21 protein-coding genes are annotated in these 24227 nt (G+C 67.7%); 3 read left to right on the top strand and 18 right to left on the bottom strand.

What is annotated here, in order from left to right; translation table 11 throughout:
• Positions 1-36 precede the first annotated feature (36 nt).
• Positions 37-1089 (top strand): SPFH domain-containing protein, encoded by a 1053-nt coding sequence (locus tag AC50X9_RS08815; protein ID WP_494892539.1) that lies wholly within the window; start codon positions 37-39, stop codon positions 1087-1089.
• Between the two features lie 344 nt (positions 1090-1433).
• Positions 1434-1781, top strand: coding sequence for an RNA polymerase-binding protein RbpA (locus AC50X9_RS08810; protein WP_069951745.1), 348 nt, complete (start codon positions 1434-1436; stop codon positions 1779-1781).
• A gap of 103 nt (positions 1782-1884) precedes the next feature.
• On the opposite strand, the gene AC50X9_RS08805 is transcribed toward AC50X9_RS08810, so the two are convergent.
• The 18 genes from AC50X9_RS08805 to AC50X9_RS08720 all read right to left on the bottom strand — a co-directional run bounded on the left by AC50X9_RS08805 (position 1885) and on the right by AC50X9_RS08720 (position 23096).
• The gene (locus tag AC50X9_RS08805) at positions 1885-2634 is read right to left on the bottom strand and encodes a polyprenol monophosphomannose synthase (protein ID WP_494892537.1); all 750 of its coding nucleotides are present in this window, start codon (positions 2632-2634) and stop codon (positions 1885-1887) included.
• Positions 2635-3111: 477 nt separating this feature from the next.
• Entirely contained in the window at positions 3112-4770 is a 1659-nt protein-coding gene (locus AC50X9_RS08800) for an amidohydrolase (RefSeq protein WP_494892535.1), read from the bottom strand.
• A 90-nt stretch (positions 4771-4860) separates the two neighbouring features.
• A complete protein-coding gene (locus AC50X9_RS08795; RefSeq protein ID WP_494892533.1) occupies positions 4861-7761 on the bottom strand; it encodes a DEAD/DEAH box helicase in 2901 nt (966 codons plus the stop codon).
• A 24-nt stretch (positions 7762-7785) separates the two neighbouring features.
• On the bottom strand, positions 7786-8580 hold the full coding sequence (tatC, locus tag AC50X9_RS08790) for a twin-arginine translocase subunit TatC (protein WP_494892841.1): 795 nt from the start codon (positions 8578-8580) through the stop codon (positions 7786-7788).
• A gap of 48 nt (positions 8581-8628) precedes the next feature.
• Positions 8629-8898, bottom strand: coding sequence for a Sec-independent protein translocase subunit TatA (gene tatA / locus AC50X9_RS08785; protein ID WP_494892531.1), 270 nt, complete (start codon positions 8896-8898; stop codon positions 8629-8631).
• Between the two features lie 35 nt (positions 8899-8933).
• Positions 8934-9332 carry a hypothetical protein gene (locus AC50X9_RS08780; RefSeq protein ID WP_494892529.1) on the bottom strand — a complete coding sequence of 133 codons (399 nt, stop codon included), beginning with the start codon at positions 9330-9332 and terminating at the stop codon, positions 8934-8936.
• 26 nt (positions 9333-9358) lie between these two features.
• A complete protein-coding gene (locus AC50X9_RS08775) occupies positions 9359-11416 on the bottom strand; it encodes a helix-turn-helix transcriptional regulator (RefSeq protein ID WP_494892527.1) in 2058 nt (685 codons plus the stop codon).
• A gap of 150 nt (positions 11417-11566) precedes the next feature.
• Entirely contained in the window at positions 11567-11962 is a 396-nt protein-coding gene (locus AC50X9_RS08770) for an FKBP-type peptidyl-prolyl cis-trans isomerase (protein WP_494892523.1), read from the bottom strand.
• A gap of 38 nt (positions 11963-12000) precedes the next feature.
• Positions 12001-12933 carry an FKBP-type peptidyl-prolyl cis-trans isomerase gene (locus AC50X9_RS08765; RefSeq protein ID WP_494892520.1) on the bottom strand — a complete coding sequence of 311 codons (933 nt, stop codon included), beginning with the start codon at positions 12931-12933 and terminating at the stop codon, positions 12001-12003.
• Positions 12934-13044: 111 nt separating this feature from the next.
• The gene (pafA, locus tag AC50X9_RS08760; RefSeq protein ID WP_494892518.1) at positions 13045-14409 is read right to left on the bottom strand and encodes a Pup--protein ligase; all 1365 of its coding nucleotides are present in this window, start codon (positions 14407-14409) and stop codon (positions 13045-13047) included.
• Position 14410: 1 nt separating this feature from the next.
• Positions 14411-15118, bottom strand: a complete 708-nt coding sequence (gene prcA, locus AC50X9_RS08755; RefSeq protein WP_494892516.1) for a proteasome subunit alpha — start codon at positions 15116-15118, stop codon at positions 14411-14413.
• A gap of 1 nt (position 15119) precedes the next feature.
• Positions 15120-15956: a proteasome subunit beta gene (gene prcB, locus AC50X9_RS08750; RefSeq protein ID WP_494892514.1), complete on the bottom strand. Its 837-nt coding sequence runs from the start codon at positions 15954-15956 to the stop codon at positions 15120-15122.
• A gap of 89 nt (positions 15957-16045) precedes the next feature.
• The gene (locus AC50X9_RS08745; RefSeq protein ID WP_494892512.1) at positions 16046-16249 is read right to left on the bottom strand and encodes a ubiquitin-like protein Pup; all 204 of its coding nucleotides are present in this window, start codon (positions 16247-16249) and stop codon (positions 16046-16048) included.
• Positions 16250-16337: 88 nt separating this feature from the next.
• Positions 16338-17939, bottom strand: coding sequence for a depupylase/deamidase Dop (gene dop, locus AC50X9_RS08740; protein ID WP_494892839.1), 1602 nt, complete (start codon positions 17937-17939; stop codon positions 16338-16340).
• Between the two features lie 68 nt (positions 17940-18007).
• Complete coding sequence (gene arc, locus AC50X9_RS08735) at positions 18008-19804, bottom strand: proteasome ATPase (RefSeq protein ID WP_494892510.1); 1797 nt, start codon at positions 19802-19804, stop codon at positions 18008-18010.
• Positions 19805-19886: 82 nt separating this feature from the next.
• The gene (locus AC50X9_RS08730) at positions 19887-20987 is read right to left on the bottom strand and encodes a tRNA (adenine-N1)-methyltransferase (RefSeq protein WP_494892508.1); all 1101 of its coding nucleotides are present in this window, start codon (positions 20985-20987) and stop codon (positions 19887-19889) included.
• Positions 20988-21100: 113 nt separating this feature from the next.
• Positions 21101-22303, bottom strand: a complete 1203-nt coding sequence (locus AC50X9_RS08725; protein WP_494892506.1) for a site-2 protease family protein — start codon at positions 22301-22303, stop codon at positions 21101-21103.
• Positions 22296-23096, bottom strand: coding sequence for an HAD family hydrolase (locus tag AC50X9_RS08720; RefSeq protein WP_494892504.1), 801 nt, complete (start codon positions 23094-23096; stop codon positions 22296-22298). Before AC50X9_RS08720 ends, AC50X9_RS08725 begins: the two co-directional genes overlap by 8 nt.
• 129 nt (positions 23097-23225) lie before the next feature.
• Between AC50X9_RS08720 and AC50X9_RS08715 the strand changes: the two genes are divergently transcribed.
• Positions 23226-24131 carry a PAC2 family protein gene (locus tag AC50X9_RS08715; RefSeq protein WP_494892502.1) on the top strand — a complete coding sequence of 302 codons (906 nt, stop codon included), beginning with the start codon at positions 23226-23228 and terminating at the stop codon, positions 24129-24131.
• The last annotated feature ends 96 nt before the right edge of the window (positions 24132-24227 follow it).

Here is a 24227-nt window from a genome sequence, read left to right as displayed (position 1 = left end):
CACCATAGCTAGACCAATCTGGGGAATAGGTGATGTATGGATATCGCAGTCGCAATCGTGCTGCTGGTTCTCGTTGCGTTCGTAATAATCGTGCTGGTCCGGTCGGTGCGGATTGTCCCGCAGGCCCGTGCCGGCGTCGTCGAACGGCTGGGCAAGTACCAGCGAACGCTGAACCCCGGCCTCACGATCCTGATCCCGTTCGTGGACCGGCTGCTGCCGCTGCTTGACCTGCGTGAACAGGTGGTCTCCTTCCCGCCGCAGCCGGTGATCACCGAGGACAACCTCGTGGTCTCGATCGACACGGTCGTTTATTTCCAGGTCACCGACGCGCGGGCGGCTACCTACGAGATCGCCAACTACATCCAGGCGGTCGAACAGCTCACCACGACGACACTCCGGAATGTCGTCGGCGGCCTGAACCTCGAGGAGGCACTGACCTCCCGTGACCAGATCAACGGGCAGCTCCGCGGGGTGCTGGACGAAGCGACCGGCCGCTGGGGCATCCGGGTCTCCCGGGTTGAGCTCAAGGCGATCGATCCGCCCCACTCCATCCAGGACTCGATGGAAAAGCAGATGCGCGCCGAGCGTGACCGCCGTGCCGCGATCCTGACCGCGGAAGGCACCAAGCAGTCCGCTATCCTCACCGCCGAAGGCCAGCGGCAGTCCTCGATCCTGAAAGCCGAAGGTGACGCGAAGGCGGCGATCCTCCGGGCCGACGGCGAGGCACAGGCCATCCAGAAGGTCTTCGACGCGATCCACAAGGGCAACCCGGACCAGAAGCTCCTCGCCTACCAGTACCTGCAGACGCTCCCCAAGATCGCCGAAGGATCAGCGAACAAGCTGTGGATCATTCCGAGTGAAGTCGGCGAAGCCCTTAAGGGCATCGGCAACGCACTGGGCGGCAGCAAGGACGGACAGTTCAACGACGGGCTCTTCGGTCCCGGAACCGACTCCGCGGTGAAGCCTGCTGACACCGCACCCGTTGCGTCCGGCACGGCGCCGCCGGCAGGACCCGCGGCCGGCGCCAGCGCCACAGAACCTGCGGCCGGCGCCAGCGCGACCGGCTTCCCGGGCCAGCCGGACTCCTGATCGCCCCCTGAACGGGGAGGCAGCCGCGCGGCGGGTGCCTCCCCGTTCAGTTGCCCCCGGGTACCGGGCGCCGTTTCATCGCGGAGCCCGCTTCCCGCACCGGGCTTCCGGGGCGACCGGACACCCCAGGCTTTACCGGGGCGCCCGACTCCCGTATACTTGAGTATTTGTCCGGCAGGTTCAGTCCGGCGGAACAATTAAGCTTCGCGAAGCGTTTAATCCAGTGACGATTTGTCCGGTTTAGGTCCAGTGAGACAGCGCAACGCAAACAACAGTCCGGCGCGGCCTCGCGGCCCCCGGCTAACGCAGGTTATGACCCTGCGAACCGAATAGAGGGAGAAAAGATGAGCGATCGCAGCCTGCGGGGTATGCGCCTCGGCGCACAGAGCATGGAGACCGAATCCGGCGTCGAACCGGCTCCGCGCCAGCGGGTTGAGTACCGTTGCGCGGACGGCGAGCAGGTATTCGTGACCTTCTCCTCCGAAGCGGAGATCCCCCCGGTATGGGTGTCGAAGACCGGCAAGGAAGCCTTGCTCGTCAATGGCGAACGCCCCGTGAACCTCAATGAAAAGGCAGTCCGCACGCACTGGGACATGCTCCTGGAACGTCGCTCACTGCCCGAACTCGAGCAGATCCTCGCAGACCGCTTGACGATCCTGCGCGAACGCCGCGGCGAACGGCGCTCAGCCTAGACCGTCCGAGCACCCGCCGTTTCAAACAACGCGGGGTCACTTCCGGCCCATCCCGACGCATCGGATGGGCTGGAAGTGACCCCGCGTTGCTTTGTTAGCGGGACTACTTGCCCGCAGCCTTGCCGGTGAGCTTTCCGGTGAGCGTGTTCCACCGTGAGGTCAGGCCCCACCTGGTGACGTTGATCATCGCTTCGACCACGATGTTGCCGCTCATTTTCGAGTCGCCGAGTTCCCGCTCGACAAAGGTGATGGGGCGTTCTACGATCGTCAGCCCGAGCTTGGCCACGCGCCAGGCCAGGTCCACCTGGAAGCCGTAGCCGACGGAGTCGACCGTGTCCAGGTTCAGTTTCTCCAGGGTGCTCCGGCGGAACGCGCGGAAGCCGCCCGTGACATCCTTGATTTTCACGCCGAGCATGATCCGCGCATACGTGCTGCCGATCCGGGAGATTGCCTGACGGTGGAGCGGCCAGTTGACGACACTGCCGCCGGGGACCCAGCGGGACCCCATGGCGAGGTCGGCGCCCTGTTCCACCGCTTCGAGGAGCTGGGGCAGCTGCTCGGGCTGGTGCGAGCCGTCGGCGTCCATCTCCACGAGGACGTCGTATCCGGCGTCGAGACCCCATTTGAAGCCGGCGATGTAGGCTGCCCCGAGCCCGGCCTTGCCGGCCCGGTGCATCACGTGGACCTGGCTGTCCTCCGCGGCGAAGCGGTCCGCGAGCTGCCCGGTGCCGTCGGGGCTGTTGTCGTCGACAACCAAGACGTCGGTGCCCGGCACGGCCTTGCGCAGGCGCCCGAGGGTCTTGGGCAACGATTCCAGCTCGTTGTAGGTCGGGATGATCGTGAGGACACGCACAGCGGGGCCTTTCCTTGAAGGGGGAGGTCAAGCGCCGGGCAGTCTGCGGTTAGCTGATACCGGGCGCAACTTTCCATTATAGGGAGTCGCCGGGCGGTCCGGGGCAAACCCCGCTCCCCCGGGCAGGTCCACCCGCCTCGGGCCAGTTTCGGCAGCCCGCGGAGTGCGCCGCCGGAACCGTTTTCTGCTGCGAAGTGGACCCGCCCCCTGGGAGTTCCCATGGCCACGACCAGAGAAGCTGCCGCGCTGGCGGCAACCTGAAACTGACCGGGGGACGTCCGGAGGCTGCGGTCTACACCACCCTCCGTTGCCCCTCAATGCTACGGGCCGGCCATGATCTGTCAACCGCTCGGTGACCTGCCGTTCCATTCGTCGTCGCAGGTCAAAGCCTCCTTGCGGGCGGGAAAAGTTTCGCCGCCGGGCCGACGGTGCCCGGGCCGGACGAGAGCCGAAAGAATGCCGGACGGGAGCCGAGAGTCAGCCCCGGAGCGCGCCGCTGGAGTACAGTTCCCGGCCGTCCCGGACGGTCTGCAGGCAGCCGGGCTCGGAGCCGGTGTCCAGCGCCGGCAGCAGCGGAGTCCGGGCGCGGGGGTCGGTGCTCCAGGACTGGACCCGGCCGTCGGCCACCTGGACCATCAGTTCCTCGACCTCCCACACCGCGAAGCTGGCGGGCGCGCCGGGTACCAGCTGGCCCGCCATAGGGTTCCGGTACCGGGCGGCACGCCAGCCCGCCCGTGTGTGTCCGAGGAACGCCGCGCGGGCGGAGATCTGTTCGGCCGGGTTGTTGTGCTGCAGGCAGGCTCGGACGCTGGCCCAGGGACGCAGCGGCGTCACCGGGCTGTCACTGCCAAAGCAGATCGGGACGCCGGCGGCGTAGAAGGCGGCGAAGGGGTTCATGCCGTCACGCCGGGAGCCAAGCCGCTGCTGGTAGAGGTTGCCCTCCCCGCCCCAGTCGGCGTCGAAGCCGGGCTGCGCGCTGACGGATATCGAGTACTTGGCCAGCCGGCTGATGGCATCGGCGTCGGCGAGCTCCACGTGTTCGAAGCGGTGCCCGGCGGCGCGGAGCTTCTGCTCTCCGACTTCTGCGGCCGCCAGGTCCAGGGCATCCAGCGCGGCATCCAGGCCGGCGTCGCCGATCACGTGGAAACCCGCCTGGATGCCCAGCAGTGAGCACGCCGCCAGGTGGGCCGCGGCGTCCGCGACCGAGAGGTACAGGCTGCCGCGTTCCCCGGGGGCGTCGCTGTAGTCCGCCCGCAGGGCAGCGGTGCGCGAACCGATCGAGCCGTCGATGTTCAGGTCGCCTGCCAGGCCCAGGACGGGCACGCCGAGGCTGTCAAGGATGGACCGGGCATGCTCCGGCGAGTGGGCCAGCTGGCCCCAGTAGGGCAGGATCTCGGGCACCGCGTCCGGTCCGGCGTTCCACCCCGCGGCCAGCTGCAGGTCCCCGACACTGCCGATGTGCGGCGCCGCCATCTCGGCCAGGGCCACATAGCCGTTGGCGGCCGCCTCGGCCAGGGCCTGCTGCTGGTAGCCGCGGATTGCCGCGGCGGGCAGCCGGCGCGTAGCGAGCCGGGCGGCCGTGTGCGCGGCACCCTTGACCTGGCCGCCGGCACCGGAGCCGTCGATCCCGTCGAGGCCGGCGGAGAGTGCCAGCGAGGAGGACACGAGGGCCGAATGCACATCGACGCGGGAGAGGTAGACCTTCCGTCCGCCGGCGGCGCGTTCCAGTTCTTCCCGGGACGGCAGGGCGGAGTCCGGCCATTGCGTCTCGTCCCAGCCGTGCCCCAGCACGGTGTCGCCCGCGCTGGAAGAGGAGACGCAGAAGCCTGCGACGGCGTCGAGCAGCTCCCGGGCGGAGCGCACCCCGGCCAGCTGAAGGGAGTCCAGGGCAATGCCGGTTTCGGTGAGATGGACGTGGGAGTCGACGAAGCCGGGGGCCACCAGGGCGCCGTGCACATCGATGATCTCCATGGAGGAATCCGCTATCGAGGTGGCAGCCTGCTCGGAGCCGACCCACGCGACCGTGTCGCCGTCGACCAGCATCGCCGTCGCGAAAGGATCGGCGGCGGTGTAGACGGAACCGTTCCGGTACAGCGTCACCTTGTTCGGCGCGGGCTTGACGGGTGAATCGGTCATGGGTCGGGGACTCCTTGGGCTGGTGTCCGGCGCGGGCCGGGCATGTTCGACGACGGTGGCAGGGTACGGCGGGACGGCCGGCCGCGGCGGTCAGGCCACGGAGGAATACGCGACGACGCCGCGCTTGATAAGTTTGATCGCTTCGCCGCACAGCCGCGACACGCGAGGGTCGAGGGAGGGGATTTTTGCGAGCTGGTCGAGCAGGTCAATGACCTGCTTCACCCAGCGCACGAAGTCGCCGGCGGCAAGGTCGGTGCCGCTCAGGACGTCCTGCAGGTGCCGGCCCTTGGCCCACTTGAATATTGGCCAGACCAGCCCGAGTTCGGGTTCACCGGTCAGCGGGAGTTTGTTGGCTTCCTCGATGTCCTCCAGGGCGGACCATTCATGCACCACGATGTCCACGGCGGATTCCAGTGACACACTGGGCATTTTGGGCCGGAGCCCGCGGTCCTCGCGTTTGGCCTGGTAGACCAGGACGCTGGCGAGGGCGGCGACTTCGGCGGCGTCAAGGTCACCGAACGCGCCCAGCCGCAGCGCCTGGGAGATCAGCAGGTCTTTTTCGCCGAAAATCCGGCGCAGCCGCTGTCCGTCGGGGCTGATGGTGAGCACGCCGGCGTCGGAGGTTTCCAGGTAGCCGTAGCTGGACAGGACGCCGCACACCCGGTCGAAGGTCTTGGCGATGGTGTTGGTGCGGCCCTGGATCTGGCGCACCAGGCCGTCCGTTTCCTGGCGGAGCTTCCAGTAGCGCTCCGACCAGCGGGCGTGGTCCTCGCGTTCGCTGCAGCCGTGGCACGGGTGGGCGCGGAGTTCGCGGCGGAGATCCGCGATCTTCTTCTCCTGGTCCGGCAGGGCGGCGGCGCGGCCAAAGTCGTCGTTCCGGCTGGGCGGCGCCGGGGGCCGGTTCTCCCGGAGGGCGTTGCGGACCGAGGAGGCCAGGTCCCGCCGCGACTTGGGCACCTTGGCGTTGAAGGATTTCGGGATCCGGACCCTGGTGATCGGGGCGAGCGGTCCTTCCACGTCCTGCGTGCCGATCCGGCGCAGCTGGTTGTCCAGGGTCATCACCGCGGGCCGCGGTTCGCGGGAGTTGTGGTCGGAGCTGAGGACGACGGCGAGGCCGGGCGCCCGTCCGGTGGGCACGTCCACGACGTCACCGGGGAGCAGCCGGCTCAGTGAGTCCTCGGTCACCGATTTCCTGGCCCGGGAGCTGGTTTGTGAGGCGTTCTTCTCCGCGTCGGAGAGGGCCCGCCGGATCCGGGAGTATTCGGTGAAGTCGCCGAGGTGGCAGCTCATTGCCTTGCTGAAGCCTGCGAGGGATTCCTCCCGGCTGCGCACCTGTTTCGCCAGCCCGACGACCGAACGGTCTGCCTGGAACTGGGCGAAGGAGGATTCGAGGATCTCCCGGGCCCGGGGCCGGCCGAACTGCGCGAGCAGGTTGATGGACATGTTGTAGGTGGGCCGGAAGCTGGAGTTGAGCGGGTACGTGCGGCGCGAGGCAAGGCCGGCGACGGACGCGGGGTCCGTGCCGGGCTGCCACAGGACCACGGCGTGGCCCTCGACGTCGATTCCGCGGCGGCCGGCGCGGCCGGTCAGCTGGGTGTACTCCCCCGCGGTGATGTTGACGTGTGCCTCGCCGTTGAACTTGTCCAGTTTCTCCAGCACGACGGAACGGGCCGGCATGTTGACGCCGAGCGCCAGGGTTTCGGTCGCGAACACGGCCTTGACCAGTCCGTCGACGAAGAGCTTCTCCACGACTTCCTTGAAGGTGGGAAGCATCCCGGCATGGTGGGCGGCCAGTCCGCGGAGCAGCCCGTCGCGCCAGCTCCAGAAGCCCAGGACGTCCAGGTCGTCGGAGGGGATGTCCTGCGCCGCCTCATCAACGCGCCGCGCGATGATGAGCTGTTCCTGCTCCGTGGTCAGCCACAGTCCGGCGGCGACACACTGCGCCACGGCGGCGTCGCAGCCCGCGCGGGAGAAAATGAAGGTGATGGCCGGCAGCAGGTCCTGCCGGTCCAGGCTGGCAATGACCTGCGGGCGGCTGGCTTTCCGGACCGGGCTGCGTGGCCCGCCCTGCGGTGCGTCGTCGCGCTGGCGCTGGTTGCGCTGATTCCGCTGGTTCCGGCCGGCATGGCCGAACCGGCTGCGGAAGTTCATCTGACTCTCGGCGCGTGCCATCGAGAGCAGCTCGGGGTTCACCTCGAAGCCCGGGCGGACACTCAGGTCAGCGGTTTCCGTGGTGGCGGCCACCGCGGCCACGGCGGCCTCGCCGGCCGGGGCGATCTCATCGAAGCTGGTGTCGCCGGCAAAGAGGTCCACGATCTTGCGGCCCACCATCACGTGCTGCCAGAGCGGGACCGGACGATGCTCGGACACGATCACGTCGGTCTGGCCGCGGACCGTATCGAGCCAGGCGCCGAATTCCTCGGCGTTGGACACGGTCGCGCTGAGCGAGGCCACCTGGACCTCGCTGGGCAGGTGGATGATGACTTCTTCCCAGACGGCGCCGCGGAACCGGTCCGCCAGGTAATGGACCTCGTCCATCACGACGTAGCCGAGATCGGCCAGGGTGCTGGAGTCCGCGTAGAGCATGTTGCGGAGCACCTCGGTGGTCATCACAACGACGGGGGCGTCGCCGTTGATGCTGGTGTCGCCGGTCAGCAGGCCGACCCGGTCGGCACCGTATTTATCGGCCAGTTCCGAATATTTTTGGTTGCTCAGGGCCTTGATCGGGGTGGTGTAGAAGGCCTTGAGCCCGCGCTGGAGAGCCAGGTAGATGGCGAACTCCCCCACGATTGTTTTGCCGGCTCCCGTGGGGGCGGCCACCAGGACACCACGGCCTGCCTGCAGCGACAGGCAGGCCTCGCGCTGGAAGTCGTCGAGTTCGAAGGCGAGCGAACGGATGAAGCCGCCCAGGTAGGTTTTGGCTTCGGCGGCCCGCTCGGCACTGGCTCGGTAGCGTTCAGACGGCGATACCGGCCCGGGTAGTGAGGACATGCTTCCAGCCTAGTGCGCCACGGGCTAGAGATTCTCCAGCTCGGAGCTGGGAGTTGCCAGGTTCGCGGTCGCTTCGGTCTCCGCGGCCCGCTTGACCGCGCGGCGTTCGCGGCGCCGGTCGTTGAGCAGACAGAGTCCGATCGCGGCAAAGAAGAGCAGCAGCATCGGCCCGGCGAGGTAGAACATGCTCATCGCGTCGGCGCCGGGCGCGGCCATGGCGGCGAAGAGGCAGACCAGGAAGACGGTGATGCGCCAGCTCTTGACGAGCTGCTTGCCTTTGATGATCCCCGCCAGGTTCAGCCCGACGAGGACCACAGGCAGCAGGAAGGCGATGCCAAAGGCCAGCAGGAGCCGCAGCACGAATGACAGGTACACCTGGGCGCTGATGAAGTTCGAGCCGCCGGAGGGGGTGAAATCGGTCAGCACCCGGACCGCGTTCGGCAGCACCAGCCATGCCAGCAGGACACCGCCGATAAACAACGGAACGGCGGCGGCCACGAAGGACAGAGCGAGCCGGCGTTCCTTCTTGTGCAGGCCGGGAACGATGAAGGCCCACAGCTGGTACAGCCATACCGGGCTGGCGAGTATCAGGCCCAGGAAGACGGAGACCTGGATCATCAGGTCAAAGGAACTGGCCACGCCATCGAAGTTCAGCGTCGCCTGCCGGCCTTCATGTTCATTCAGGTCGCTGATGGGTTTGATCAGCGCGGCGAGCATGGGCTGGTAGACGAGGAATCCGACGACGGTACCCAGAATGACGGCGATCGCGGACTTGAAGAGGCGGTTCCGCAGTTCCTTCAGGTGTTCGAGGAGCGCCATCCTCCCCTCGGGGTTCGACTTACGGCCCATGGTTACTGCCACGCGGTGTTAGGCGCGGTTCGGCGGCGGAACGTCGGTTCCGTCTGCAGTGCGGGATTCCGTGCCGTTGGACTTCGGGTGGTTCACGACGCGGCCCTCGACCGGCTCGGTGCCGTCCGCCGCGTCGGTGGAGCCGTCCTTCTTCATCTCCCGGACCTCCGATTTGAAGATGCGCATCGACTGGCCGAGGCTGCGGGCCATGCCCGGCAGCTTCGGTGCGGCGAAAAGCACCAGCGCCAGGACGATGATGATGATGAGATGCCAGCCTTCAAGCCTCATGACGGGTGGTCCTTTCGTTTGAATACATCTTATGTCTAACTGAAATCGATGTCGTGCAGCCGCTGGGGCTGGCCGCGGTCCTGCTTGCGCTGGACGCGCCGCTTGCGGCGGGCTTCCTGCCGGGCAGACTTGGCTGCGCGGTAGTCATGACCCATCTGCACGGGTGAGGCGAAAACGGCTGAGCCGGGCTCGGTGTGTGGGCCGGATCCGTCCCCCGCGTCGCCGCCGTCCGAGCCTACGCGGCCCACATGAACATCGGCTGAACCGAAGCTGCCCGGGCCGGAGGGGAAGGTGGAGAACCGGTCCCCCGCTTCGCCGAGTTCCTTGACCGTGGCCATGAACTGCCGGAACAACCGGACTCCGAGCACACCGAAGAACAACAGCGACAACGCGACAAGCGCTATCCAAATTACGATCCAGGACCACCAAGGCATGCTGAGTAGTCTAGCCGCCAGCCTGGCTAGTCTTCATATTGGGCCAGGGCGGCGGCAAGCCACTCGCGCGAAGCGTCTGCGATGTCCTGCGGTTCCAGGATCCGGGCCGTCCCGCCGTGCTGGGCCACGAACATCGGCAGCCAGCCGGTGCTGCCGAAGCGGATTTCGGCGAGCAGCCCGCCGTCGGGCAGTTCCGCCGTCCGCTCGGCGTAATACTCGTCGGCGACGCCGATTCCGCGGCGGGTCAGTTCAACGACGACGACGGTGTCGTCGTCGTTGGGGGTGAAGAGTTTGACGGGGAAACTGCCGCCCGGTTTGGCCGTTTCCGAGACGGGCCGGCCGGTGGTTTCCAGGGTTTCGATCCGGTCCAGCCGGAAGTTGCGCAGGCCCTGCGCCGCATGGCAGTAGGCCTCGAGGTACCAGGTGTTGTCCAGCGAATAGAGCCGCAGCGGGTCGATGTTCCGTTCCGAGACAGTGTCCCGGAGCGGCGAGAAGTACCGCAGCCGCAGCTGGGCGCCGGTACGGATCGCCTCCCGCGCCGTCTCGAGGGCCACGGAGTTGCCGGGCGCCACTTCGGGGCCGGAGAGTGCGGCCGCCTTGAGCCCCTCCTCCCCCGCCGCCGCCATGAGCTTGAGCGTGACGGATTCCAGCGCGCTGCCTTCGGCCAGTTCGGGCAGGCCGTTGAGCGTTTCCAGCCCGGTCAGCAGTGCGCAGGCCTCCTCGACGGTGAAGCGGACGGGCCGTTTCAGGTCGAGATCCTCGCTGATGGTGACATGGTCGTCGTCCCACTGGATGTCCAGCAGGTCGTCCGGATAGCCTTCCGGGAGGCCGGAGCAAATCAGGATCCGCAGGTCCGCCTCCAGTTCCTGGCGGGTGATGCCGAATTTTTCCGCCACGACGCTGATGTGGAGCCCCTGGTTGTGCACCAGGAACGGCACAAGCTGCAGCATCCGGGTCAGCTGGTCCTCGGAAGTGCGGTTGCGGCCGTGCCGGTGCCCTCCCGGAGGGGAGACGGCCGGGAAAGCGGCTGGCGGGAAATCGATCGGCGGGACGGGCGACACGGCGAATTCAGCCGCGGCGGCCAGCCGGCGGCGCACGGAGGCCACGAGTTCGGGCGGGGAGACCACGAGGACGCGGGGCCCGTAGGAGGCGAGTTCCTCGGCAAGCGTCTCGTCGTCCCGGTACGGGACGCGGAGCCGGTCCCGGCCGGCCGTGGGCGGCCCGACGGCGTCCGGACCGGCGTCTGGCTTCACGGTGTCGGGCTTCACGGCGTCGGGCCTGCCGGCGTCGGGGAGCGCCCGTTGGCGGAGGCCGTGCAGCCTGCCGGTCTGGACGTCGACGACGGCGGTCCGGACCGGCAGTTCCGCCAGTCCGGAAAGTTCGGCGCGGACGTTGAAGTCCGCCGGCGGGGTGAAGTGTTCCTGGTCCAGGACGGTGACGGCGGACGTCAGCCGGGACAGGCGGAAGAAGCGCTTCTCCCCGCGGGTCCGGTCCCGGGCCACGAGGTACCACTGGCCGAAGCGGCTGCCGAGGCCCCAGGGTTCCACGAATCGTTCCTCCTCCCTGCCGGTGCTGCCGGCGAGGTAGCGGAAGCTGACGGGATGCTGGGCGTGCATCGCGGCGACGAGGTCCTCGAAGGCCTGGCCGGCGGGTCGGATCCGGGGCTGGACCCCGGCGGGGAGTTCGGCGTCGACGAGGCCACCGGCGGCCTGCAGCTTGCGGACCGCGTTGACGGCCGCGGAGCCGAGAGCGGCCTGTTCCCAGAGCTGGGCGGCGAGGATGAGCACGGTGCACTCTGCCGGGGTGAGGCTGACGTCCGGGAGCCGGTTGGATTCCTTGCCGATCCGGTAGCGGGTGGTCGCCGGATCATCGGAACCCCAGCCCGTGTCGGTGACTGTCTCGATCTCGAATCCGAAGCTCCGCAGCTCGCCCTTGTCGCGTTCGAACTTCCGGCCGAAGGCGACGTCGCTGCTGGTGGTGTCGTGGTAGACCTTTTCGCGCAGCTCACTGCGGCGCAGGCCGTAGGTCGTGTTGAGCAGGGCGATGAGCAGGTTCAGGAGGCGTTCGGTACGTGAGGCTGACACCCCGCAAGGCTACTAAAGTCCCTGCCCGAAACTGACAAAAGCGCGGCAACAGCCGGAAGAACTTTTCCGATTGTTACCGCGCTTTGGCCATCAGGGCGCCACCCGGTGGGTGGCCGCCGACGTGGGCCGGGTGCTCAGCGAGCCAGGTGCCTAGCGGACGGCGACGAGGTCGACGACGAAGATCAGGGCTTCGTTCGGACCGATTGCCCCGCCGGCCCCGCGGGAGCCGTAGGCCAGCTCGGAGGGGATCTCCAGCCGGCGGCGGCCGCCGACCTTCATGCCCAGCAGGCCCTGGTCCCAGCCCTGGATGACCTGGCCGACGCCGACGCGGAAGTCGAGCGGTGCGCCGCGGCCCCACGAGGCGTCGAATTCCTCGCCGGTGGACCAAGCCACGCCGACGTAGTGGGTGGAAACGGTGTCGCCGGCCTTGGCTTCGGCGCCGTCGCCCTCGATCAGGTCGGTGATGACGAGTTCGGTGGGAACGTCGCCCTGGGGGAAGTCAATTTCCGGCTTCTGGCGGTCGATGTTGCGCTGTCCAAATGACATGGTTGCTCCTTCTGGTGGGGCTTGGGGTCGTGCAGTGGTTAGCGGGTGCCGAGGATATCGACGACGAAGACGAGATCGCCCTTGGCGTCGCCCGAGCCTTCATCACCGTAGGCGAGGTCCTTGGGGATGACCAGGAGGACCCGGGAGCCCACCGTCTTTCCGGTCAGACCCTGGGTCCAGCCCTTGATGACACCGGTGAGGGGGAAGGTGGCTTTCTCGCCCCGGTCAAAGCTGGAGTCGAAAACCTTGCCTTCGGTCAGGGTCACGCCGACGTAGTTCACGGTCAGCGTGTCCGTTTCCTTGACCTCGGGGCCGGAGCCCTTGATCAGGTCCTGGGACACCAGGGCAGTCGGGGCGGCGACGCCGGCGACGGCGATCTCCGGAATGCCCTTGTCGTTGTCCTTGACGGTCGGCAGGCCGGCCGGCGGGGTGATGGTCTCGCCCTCGGGCTTGTCCAGGACCTTGGGTGCGTCCTTGGCGGAGACTACCTTGACGACGAGCAGCTGGGTGGGCTGCGCTTCGGTGCCTTCAGCGGCTGCGGCGCCGGGAACGGCCAGGGCCACGTTCGATCCGACCTTCGCGCCTACGAAGGCGTTGTAGATAACCGGGCTGCTGGTCTTGAGCTCCTCGTTAAGTTCGAGCTCCTCCGGGTCGTTCGGGAAGGTGTCCTCGAGGGTCGAGCCGTCCTTGCCGCTGAGGGCAACAATCGAAATGGACGCGATCTGGTTTTCCTTGACCGGGTCGCCGTCGCCCTCCGTGATCACCTTGACGGTCGGCTGAGTGACCTCGAGGGGCTTGGTGAATTCGACACCGGGTGCCTTCTTGTCGCCGTTCTCCGTCAGCTTGAGGGAGTCCAGCTTGGCGGTTTCGCCGGCGGACTGGCTGGTGGGTTCCGGGGCAGCGGGTTCGCCGCCGCCGCAGGCAGTCAGCAGCAGCAGTCCGGGAAGAAGAATTGCAAGTAGTCGGCGCACTTAAGAACTTTCGTCGGGGCAGGATGGACGCCTCGCCGGGCAACGGCCAGCGGCAAAGCAAGCGGTGGCCGCGAACGGCACCCCATCCAGAATAACGTGGAAAGCTGGGTATCAGCCCATAGAGTCCAGCAGGGCATCGACCCGCTCGTCCACACTCCGGAACGGGTCTTTGCACAAAAGCGTCTGGTGGGCGCGGTCATTGAGCTTCAGATGCACCCAGTCCACGGTGTAGTCGCGGCCCAGTTCCTGTGCCCGCCGGACGAAGTCGCCGCGGAGTTTGGCGCGGGTGGTCTGGGGCGGGGCGTCCACCGCGTCCTTGACCGCGGTGTCATCGACCACACGGCGCACCGCGCCCCGGGTCTGGAGCAGGTAGTACAGCCCGCGGGTGCGCGAAATGTCGTGGTAGGTCAGGTCCAGCTGGGCGATCCGCGGTGCGTCGAGGCCGAGGTTGTGCCGTTCGCGGTAGTTGTCCATCAGCTTCTTCTTGATCGCCCAGTCCACTTCGGTATCGATCCTGCTGGTGTCGCCGCTTTCGATCGCATCGAGGGTGCGTTCCCAGAGGTCCAGGATCAGCGGGACATGGGCGTTGTGGGCGCCTTGTTCGGCCACGAAGGCCGTGACCTTGGCCAGGTATTCGCGCTGGATATCCAGGGCCGTGAGCTGGCGGCCGTTGGCGAGGCGGACGAGGGCCCGGCCGCTGAGGTCGTGGGAGATCTCCCGGATGCTGCGGATCGGGTTTTCCATCCGCATGTCGCGCATGATCACCCCGGCTTCGATCATCCGCAGGATCAGGTCAACGGTCCCGACCTTGAGCAGCGCCGTGGTCTCGGACATATTGGAGTCGCCCACGATCACGTGCAGCCGGCGGTAGAACTCGGCGTCGGCGTGCGGCTCGTCGCGGGTGTTGATGATCGGCCGGGACCGGGTGGTCGCGGAGGAGACGCCTTCCCAGATGTGGTCAGCGCGCTGCGAGAAGGCGAAGGTCGCTCCGTGCGGGGTCTTCAGGATCTTGCCGGCCCCGGCGATGAGCTGCCGGGTCACGAGGAAGGGAATCAGGATTTCGGCCAGCCGGGAGAACTCGCCGCGCCGCGGGATCAGGTAGTTCTCGTGGCTGCCGTACGAGTTCCCGGCGGAGTCCGTGTTGTTCTTGAACAGGTAGACCGTGCCGTTGAAGCCCTCCGCCGCGAGCCGTTCCTGTGCCTCGTCGACAAGGTCGTCCAATATCAGTTCACCCGCCCGGTCATGCGCGATCAGCTGGAGGAGGTCATCACACTCCGCGGTCGCATACTCCGGGTGGGATCCGACGTCGAGATACAGCCGGGACCCGTTGGTCAGGAACACGTTCGAGGATCTCCCCCAGCTGACCACCTTGCGGAAGAGGTAGCGGGCCACCTCTTCGGGGGCCAGCGGGCGGGACTCCGGGCTTGAGTAGGAAATCCCGAACTCGGTCTCAATGCCGAAAATGCGCTTGTCCATCTCAGTTCTCCTCAGCGAGCAGTGCGGTGACGTCTGCGTCCTCAAGCCGGCGGAAGGCGCGGCGGGTGCCCCGGCTGCTTTCCGAGCCGCGGTCCAGCACCGCCACTTCCACGGCCGACGCCGGCAGCGTGGCGGTTTCCTTGTCCGCAACAAGGCCGGCCAGGGCCAGCCTGATGGCGCCGGCGAAGTCCAGGGCGCCCTGCCAGCCCGCCGCGACGGCCTCGGATACCTTGTCCGCCTGGCCGCCCATCACGATGAAGCCGTTCTCGTCCGCGATGGACCCGTCGAATGTCAGCCGGTAGAGGTGGTCCTCTTCCGGGGTGGCGCCCACTTCGGCCACGGCCAGCTCGACCTCGAAAGGTTTCTGCTCCGCCGTGAAGACCGCCCCGAGGCTTTGCGCGTAAACGCTCGCGAGGCCCCGGGCGGTGACGTCCTCCCGGTCGTAGGAGTAACCGCGCACGTCGGCGTAGCGCACCCCGGCCTGCCGGAGGCTTTCGAATTCGTTGTACTTTCCGACGGCCGCAAACGCGATCTTGTCGTAAATCTCGCCGATTTTGTGCAGCGACGGAGAGGGGTTCTCGGCCACCAGGGCGATCCCGTCGCGGCAGCTGATGACCACTACGGAGCGCCCGCGCGCGATGCCCTTCCGCGCGAAATCCGCGCGGTCCTTCATCAGTTGTTCGGGCGATACGTAGAACTGCTGGGTCATCTCAGGCCTCCCGCTGGGCCACGGCCCTGGATTCAATGATGGTGCCGGCCATGGCCGCGAGCTCGCGTTCGGGAACCCGGTAGGCCCCGGTCCGGTTAACGATGTAAACCACCGGCCAGAGCTGCCGGACGGGGTCCGGGCCGCCGGTGGCGGAGTCGTCGTCGGCGGCGTCGTAAAGCGCCTCGACGGCGACGGCGACGGCGTCCTGTTCCGGGAGGTTGGGCCGCCAGAGTTTCTTGAGCGCGCCGCGCGCGAACATCGATCCCGAACCAACCGAGTGGTGCTCCTGCTCCTCGTACCGGCCGCCGGTGACGTCGTAGGAGAAGAGCCGGCCAACGCCCGCGGGACGGTCGAATCCGGCGAAGAGCGGCACGACGGCGAGGCCCTGCATCGCCATCGGCAGGTTGCTGCGGATCATGGCACCGAGCCGGTTGGCTTTGCCGTCGAGGCTCAGCAGGGTTCCCTCGATCTTCTCGTAGTGTTCGAGTTCGACCTGGAAGAGCCGGGTGATGTCGAGCGCGATTCCGGCGGTTCCGGCGATGCCGAGCACGGAGTACTGGTCCGCCGGGAACACCTTTTCGATGTGCCGGCTGGCGATGATGTTGCCCATGGTGGCGCGCCGGTCGCCGGCCATCAGCACCCCGCCGGCATAGGTCAGCGCGACGATCGTGGTCCCGTGCGGCGCCTGCAGCGGCGCGGCACCGCCAGCGGGCAGCTGCTGGCCCTGGCCGGAAGGCAGTTGGCCGAAAGGCAGTAAGTCGGGGCGTTGGCGCTGCAGATGTTCGGTGAAGGAGGACGTGGCGTTGGCGGCTACCTGGTTGGCGGTGGTTTCCTGCACTGGTGCACTCCCTCAACGTAGTGAATCAACGACTTCCGGCCCTCTTCCCTGTACCGGCGCAACCCTTGGGCCGCCGCGGTCCGGCGGTGCTACTGGCCGCCCTTTTGGACAAAAGCCCGGACGAACTCTTCGGCGTTGGACTCCAGCACGCCGTCGATCTCATCCAGCAGATCGTCGACGCCCTGGGTGGCCGCTGACGCCTGTCCCTCCGCGGGAGCCGGCGGGGCCGCGGGGACGTCTTCCTCGACTTCGGTGTCCCGCGACGTGGGCTGCTGCTGCTCCTGGCCTGCCATTGTTTTCTCCTTCTGTCCGTCCCATTTTCGCAAGGGACATCCTGTAAGCCATATTGCCACGCCCGGGGCTCCGGCGGGGCTCTTTTCGCTACGAACCGGGAGGCAGTCCCAGCAGCTCGGCGAGGAACGGCCCGGCTTCCCGGTGCCGGGCGAACAGACCGCCCGTGAGGGCCTCGGTGCCACGCAGCGGTTCCCGGGTGGGGACCCGCTGCAGCCTGCCGCGGCCGGGCAGATCGAAGATCACGGAGTCCCAGCTGGCACCGACGACATCGGCCCCGAACCGGCTGACGCAGCGGCCCCGGAAGAAGGCCCTGGTGTCCGACGGCGGTTCAGTAACCGCCCGCTGAATCACGCCGTCGTCGACGATCCGCCGCATGCGGTCCCGCGCCAGCAGGCGGTAATAGAGGCCCTTTTCGGGGCGGATGTCAGCCCACTGCAGGTCCACGAGGCCCAGCCGCGCGTGTCCCCAGTCCAGCCCGTCGCGGTCCCGGTAGCCATCCAGCAGGGAAAGTTTCGCCAGCCATTCCACGGAGGTCGCGGCCGCCGCCCGGTCGCTGCCGAGTTCGGTCAGCGTCGCTGCCCAGCGCTCCAGTACCTCGTGCGTGTGCCCGTCCCCGTCCACGGCGTCGGCGACGCCGGTGTCCTGGGCATGCTTAGCGGCCGCTTCGTAGTAGATCCATTGCAGGTCCAGGGCGGTGATCCGCCGCCCGTCCAGCAGCCGCACGGTGGCCGTTAGCGAGGTGTCGTGGCTGACGGCCTGCAGCGCCGCGACCGGTTCGTGGACCTCGATCCTGGGGGCAAGACCGGCCTCGATCAGGCTGAGCACCATCGCGGTGCTGCCGAACTTGAGGTAATTGGAGGCCTGGCTGAGGTTGGCGTCGCCGATGATGACGTGCAGCCGACGGTACTTGTCGGCGGTAGCGTGCGGTTCATCGCGGGTGTTGATGATGGGCCGGCGGATGGTGGTCTCGAGGCCGACTTCGGTCTCGAAGAAGTCGGCCCGCTGGCTGATCTGGTAGCCGGGGCGGGAGCCGTCCTGCTTCATGCCGACCCTCCCGGCACCGCAGATGATCTGGCGCGTGATGAAGAACGGTGTCAGGCCACGGACGATGTCCCCGAACGGCACCGAGCGGGGCATCAGGTAATTCTCGTGCGACCCGTAGGAGACGGACTTGTTGTCGGTGTTGTTCTTGTACAGATTGACCGGCGGCAGCTCAGGATCGGCAGCCAGCCTGCGCACCGCGGCAAGCGCCACGAGGTCCCCCGCGGCATCCCAGGCGACGGCGTCGCGCGGGTTGGTCACTTCCGGGCTGGAGTACTCGGGGTGGGCATGGTCCACGTACAGCCGGGCACCGTTGCCCAGCACCATGTTCATCAGCAGCGTGCCGGACTCGTCCTCGCCGTCAGCCTCCAGCTCCTGCCGCCCGTAGGCAAGGGCGACGGCCTCGGCGTCGAGAATGGGCGGCTGGTCGGTCAGCTGGTCCGGTTCGGCCTGGCTGCGCTCCAGTGTCCAGCCGCGGGCGTCGTGCAGCGGTTCCTCGTCGGTGTAGTCCCAGCGGGTCTCGGCGCCGCCGGCGGCGCGCTGCCGGGTGACCTGGGCGTATGCCTGGATCACCCGGGCGGACATCATGGTCGCGTTCGCGCCGGGCGCGGAGGGGGCGTGGATGCCGTATTCGGTCTCCGAGCCCATCACCCGCAGGGCTCCGCCCGCCGGCAGGCCGCCGGATACACCGGCCGGTCTGCCGGGCACCGCCGACGTCACAGGTACTGGCCCGTGCTCGGCATCGTCTCGATGGATTTGCCGGGTTCCTGCCCCGCTTTGCCCTGGACGATGGTGCGGATGTAGGTGATGCGTTCGCCCTTCTTGCCCGAGATCCGCGCCCAGTCATCCGGATTGGTGGTGTTGGGCATGTCCTCATGCTCGCGGAACTCGTCCACGACGGCGCGCAGCAGGTGGTCGATCCGGATGCCCTTCTGGCCCACGGTGAGCAGGTCCTTGATGGCGTACTTCTTGGCCCGGTCCACGACGTTCTGAACGACGGCGCCGGAGTTGAAGTCCTTGAAGTAGAGCATCTCGGTGTCGCCGTTGGCGTAGGTGACCTCGAGGTATTCGTTGGACTTGTCGGTGGAGTACATGGCCTCCACGGTGCGCTGGACCATCGCATCCACGGTGGCCTGGACATCACCGTGGTGCTCGGCCAGGTCGGACTCGTGGAACGGAAGGTCGGCGGTGATGTACTTGTTGAAGATGTCCGCCGCGGCCTCCGCGTCGGGGCGGTGGATCTTGACCTTGACGTCCAGCCGGCCCGGCCGCAGAATCGCGGGGTCGATCATATCTTCGCGGTTGGACGCGCCGATGACAATCACGTTGTCGAGCCGCTCGACGCCGTCGATCTCGCTGAGCAGCTGCGGGACGATGGTCGTTTCCACGTCGGAGGAAATGCCGGTGCCGCGGGTGCGGAACAGCGAGTCCATTTCGTCGAAGAAGACCACCACGGGGCTGCCCTCGGACGCCTTCTCCCGGGCCCGGGCGAAAATCAGCCGGATGTGCCGTTCGGTCTCGCCGACGTACTTGTCCAGCAGCTCCGGGCCCTTGATGTTCAGGAAGTAGCTCTTCATGTCCGTCTTGCCGGTGCGTTCGGCTGCCCGGGCGGCGAGGGAATTCGCCACGGCCTTGGCAATCAGCGTCTTGCCGCAGCCCGGGGGGCCGTAGAGCAGGATCCCCTTGGGCGCCTTGAGACCGTGCTCGCGGTACAGGTCCGGGTGCAGGAACGGCAGCTCCACGGCGTCGCGGATCTGTTCGATCTGCGGTCCCAGGCCGCCGATGTCCTGGTAGGTGATGTCCGGGACCTCCTCGAGGACGAGGTTCTCCACCTCCGAGCGCGGAACCTTTTCCAGGGCGTAGCCGGTGCGCGAATCGACCGAGAGGGCGTCCCCGACCCTGAGCTTCTGCGCGAGCAGGGCGCCGGAGAGCCGGACGACGCGTTCCTCGTCCGCCCGCCCGACCACGAGGGCGCGGTCAGCGCCCAGCATTTCCTTCAGTGTGACGAGTTCCCCGGCCCGTTCGTAGCCAAGCCCGGCAACGACCATCAGCGCCTCGTTGAGGAGGACTTCCTGGCCGACGGCGAGCTGGTTCATGTTGACCAGCGGGCTGATCCCGACGCGCATCTTGCGGCCGGCGTTGAAGATGTCCACCGATTCCTCGGTGGCGGCCTGCCCGCCGTTGCCGGCGGAGGAATGGCGTCTGGGGTTCAGCTGCAGCACGGTGCCGAAGCTGTACGGCGGCTGGCCTTCCTGGTCGAGGGCGTTCTTCAGCCGCAAGATTTCCGCTTTCGCGGTCTCCAGCATGCCCACCAGCTTGGAGTTGTTTTGGGTGGCGGCGGCGAGCTGGCGGTCAATATGCCGGAGCTTGTCCCGGAGGATATTGACCTGCCGCTCGGCCACCGACAGCTCGCTGGCCGCGTAGCGGTCACCGTCGGCGGCACGCGGCTGTCCCGCCGCGGCCCCCGCATCCTCTGCCGGGGTCAGGTCCGGATCGGTGTTCGGAGTCTCCATCGTGCATCAGCCCCTTCCTACGCTTCTATTAAGACATTAGCCCCAAGAAGCCGGACGCTGCTGAAGACTTCCGAAATACGGACTACTTCGTAATATCCGGATCGTCCTTAACGTTGGTTCCGGCGATGGCGTCGCGGGCGGCCCGGCGGAGCTTTTTGTCCGAGACGGCGCGCTCCCCCACGGCACCCGGCGTCCAGGCGTTGACGTCCTCTTCGTTGAAGCCGGTCTTGGACGGGCGGCGCTTCACGGAGATGCCCGTGACGCCGTCCGCCAGCCGGCGGGTGACCAGCAGGAAGCCGGTGTGCGCGACCATCCGGTGGTCCGGCCGGACCGCGAGGCCCTCAAGGTGCCAGCCGCGGACCATGGATTCCCAGGCGTCGGGTTCGGTGAAGCGGCCGTCGGCCCGGATGGCCTCCGCGGTCCGGGACAGCTGCGTCACCGTAGCGACATAGTTGATCCACACGCCGCCCGGGGCCAGGACGGTGGCGACGGCGTCGAGGCATTCCCACGGGGCGAGCATGTCCAGGACCACCCGGTCCACGGAGCCGGGTTCCTCGGTGCGGACCACTTCCTCCTGGAAGTCCCCAAGGGAGATCTGCCAGGCCGGGTGCGGACCGCCGAAGATCGTCTCGACGTTGCCGCGGGCGATGTCGGCGAATTCCTCCCGTCGTTCAAAGGAGTGCAGGTAGCCGTTGTCCCCCACCGCGCGGAGCAGCGAGATGGACAGCGCACCGGAGCCCACACCGGCCTCGACGACGCGGGCGCCGGGGAAGATGTCGGCCATGGTGACGATCTGGCCGGCGTCCTTGGGATAGACCACGGCCGCGCCGCGCGGCATTGAGAGTACGAAGTCCGAGAGCAGGGGGCGCAGCGTCTGGTACTGCTGGCCGACGTTGTTGACCACCACGGAGCCGTCCGGCTGGCCGATGATCTCGTCGTGGTTGAGGAAGCCGCGGTGCGTGTGGAACGCTCCGCCTGCTTCCAGGCTGATCGTGTTCATCCGGCCGCGTTCGTCGGTGAGCTGAACGCGTTCGCCTTCGCGGAACGGTCCGCGGCGGCGGGCCGCGCCCACCGGGGCGGCGGCAGCCGGCAGGCCGATTGCCGGGGCGGCTGTGTGGATGGCCGCGCTGCCGGCTGTGGCGGCGTCGTCGGGGCTGGTGCTGGCGGCGGTGTCGCTGCTCATGAAGATGTTCCTCGCTCCTGGAAAGCTGGGTGGCCGCGGATGTAGCCGGCGGTCCGGCTGCTGGTGCCCGGGGACTCGAACCCGGGCCGGAAATACACGACCGGCAGGTAACTCTACCGGCTTTGGCCGTACATCCGCTTGCCGGCCCCGGCGGCCTTGCCCGTGAGCGCGCCCAGCACGGCGGACTGCCGGAGGAGCCCGGTGACGGTTCCGGCACTGTCCACGACGGCGTACTCCAGCCCGTCGAGTTGGGACAGGTACTGGATCAGTTCCTGCCCCTTGGACCCCTCGGGCACGTAGGCGCCTGCGCCGAGGGCATAGGACACTGCCGTGACCGGGGTCGAAGCGGCGGCGGCCGCGGGAACGGCGGCGACGGCGCCGGCGTCGACCACGGCGGCCGGACGCCCGTCCGGGCGGTACAGCACGACGGCGGGGGGTGCCCCGGTGGCACGGTCCCGGGGCAGCGCCAGCAGGTCCGCCACGGTGGCCGCTTCCGGGAGGCCTACCGCAGGCTCGGCCAGTGCTCCGGCTTCCACCAGCGGCAGCCGGCCGCGCAGCCGGGCCTGCCTGATCGAGGCGGTGGCGCCCATCCAGAGGAAGCTGCAGACGAGGAGCGTGATGAGCATCAAGGAGGTGTCCGGCCGGCCGCCACCCAGCAGGGGCAGGACCACAAACCAGGCCACCAGGCCGATCACGATGATCCGGCCGCCCCAGCCGGCAGCAACGGTGCCCTTTTCGTGGCTGCCGGTCAGCTTCCAGACGGCCGATTCGACGAGCCGGCCACCGTCCAGCGGCAGCCCGGGCAGGACGTTGAAGATGCCGATCAGCAGGTTGGCCCAGACGAAGATGTTCGCCAGGATACCGGCGACGCCGGTGAGTTCGCCGCCGGTCAGGACGAGCCAGCCCCCGGCAGCGAGGACGAAGTTGGCCGCAGGACCGGCCAGTGCGACGAGGACGGAACGGCCGGGAGACGCGGTGAAACTCTCAAACTGGGTGTGGCCGCCCCAGAGGTTCAGGACGATCTTTTCGCTGGGCCAGTGGTAGATCTTCGCCGTCAGGGCGTGCGCGAGCTCGTGCACCAGGACCGAGATCAGCAGCAGCACAGCGTAGGCGAACGCCACGACGTAGGCGCCGACGCCCAGTTCCGGGTTGTTCTTCTGCAGCACCGGGCCGTAGACGATCACCGTGAACGCCGCAATGATGAACCAGGAGTAGGCGAGGATCACCGGGATGCCGGCGATGCGTCCCAGCGGGATGCCTTCCTTGCGGCCCTGCTTCTGCGGATCCCGCCCGCTGCGCGTGTCGGTGTCAGTCATGGACCGGGACCTTTGCTGCGCCGTGTTCATACGCGCCGAGCTCATCCGCGCCGTCGGGGGCGGTGCCGGTGCCGCCGGCCCGGCCGAAGGTCGCGTCCGGGAATTCGTGGCGGAGCGCGACGAGATCCTCGAGATCGGCCACGGTGCGTCCGGCCAGGGTGTCCCACACGGCGTGGCGCGGATCGTGCGGCAGCGGCATGATGTGCGGAATGGCGACGGTCAGCACGCCCGAGGCGACGGCGGATGCGACGCCCGGCACGGAGTCCTCCAGCGCAATGCAGTGCTGCGGTCCGAGTTCCGGGTCCTGCCCCTGCAGCAGTTCCACCGCCTTGAGGTAGGCCTCGGGGTGCGGCTTGCCCTGCGTGACGGTGTCGCCGGTGACGAGGAAATCGAAGTAGGGCTTGGGCAGGCTGGCCACGATTTCCCGGGCCAGCGGGGCCTCGGACATGGTCACGAGGGCGCAGCGGATGCCCGCGGTGTGGAGCCCGTCCAGCAGTTCGCGGGCGCCGGGCCGCCACGGCACGGAGGTGCGGACCTGGCTGATCACGTGGGCGGTCAGGATGTCGATGATTTCCCGGCGCTCCAGCGCCACGCCGGAATCCTGCAGGATGCCGGCCGAGAAAACCAGGGACTGGCCCACCAGCTGCATGGCCTTCTCGTGGGACCAGTGTCCGCCGTGCGCGGCCACCAGGGCGTGTTCAGCCTCGATCCAGTACGGCTCGGTGTCAACGATGGTGCCATCCATGTCCCAGAGCGCGGCTTTGAGCAGGGGCTGGGGAACTGAGGATTGCATGCTTTCCAGTCTACGGTGCAGCCCTGTGAGGGGGCTGATACTACGCCGACGGCGAATCCGCGCGGCCGCCGGCTATTCCCGGCGCTTCATTCCATGCGGGGGCCGGGTGCTTGGACGTAGGGTGAAGAGATGAATAGCTTCGAGGTAGACCCCGCGGAAACGGGCGGCGTGCCCGAGCCGGAACGGCTGCTGCTGCCCGTCCCTGAGGGCCGGCGCAACACGGTGATGCTCGCCGCCTTCGAGGGCTGGAATGACGCCGGGGAGGCTGCCAGCGATGCTTTGCGCTACCTCAACAAGCTGTGGGGCGGCAAGAAGGTCGGATCGGTCGACGCCGACGAGTACTACGACTTCCAGTTCACCCGGCCCACGATCCGCCGCACGGCAACCGGGGAGCGGAAGATCAAGTGGCCCTCCACGCGTATTTATAAAGCCAGCGTTCCCGATTCCAACGTCGACGTGATCTTCGTCCAGGGCACGGAGCCGTCCTACAAGTGGCGGGCGTACACCGCGGAACTGCTGGTCCATGCGGAGGCGCTGCACGTGGACTACGTGATCCTGGTCGGCGCCCTCCTCGCCGACGTACCGCACAGCCGGCCGATTCCGGTGAGCACGTCCTCGGATGACCCTGCACTGCGGGAGCGGATGGACCTTGAGGCCTCCCAATACGAGGGTCCGGTGGGCATTGTTGGGGTCCTCGCCGAGGTTGCGCTGCTGGCCGGGCTGCCAACGGTCTCGCTCTGGGCCGCTGTGCCGCATTACGTCGCGCAGGCCCCCTCCCCCAAGGCCCAGCTCGCGCTGCTGCACCGCATCGAGGAGCTGCTGCAGGTGCCGCTCGACACGCAGGACCTGGTGGATGAGTCCGATGCCTGGGAGCGCGGCGTTGATGAGCTGGCGACCGAGGATCCAGAAATTGCGGCGTATGTGCGCCAGCTGGAGGAAGCGAAGGACACCGCCGACCTCCCCGAGGCCAGCGGCGAGTCGATCGCCCGGGAATTCGAGCGCTACCTTAAGCGCCGCGGTAAGGACAAGCCCTAGATGAGTAATTCCTATTGGTTGGGACGGTGGGGACGCTTTTAAAGTGAGGCGGAGAGTGTTAAACCCGGTATGTGAACCCCGAACTCAACACTCTCC

The sequence above is a fragment of the Pseudarthrobacter sp. HLT1-3 genome (assembly GCF_059383535.1).
This window is presented reverse-complemented; position numbering and strand designations above follow the sequence as displayed.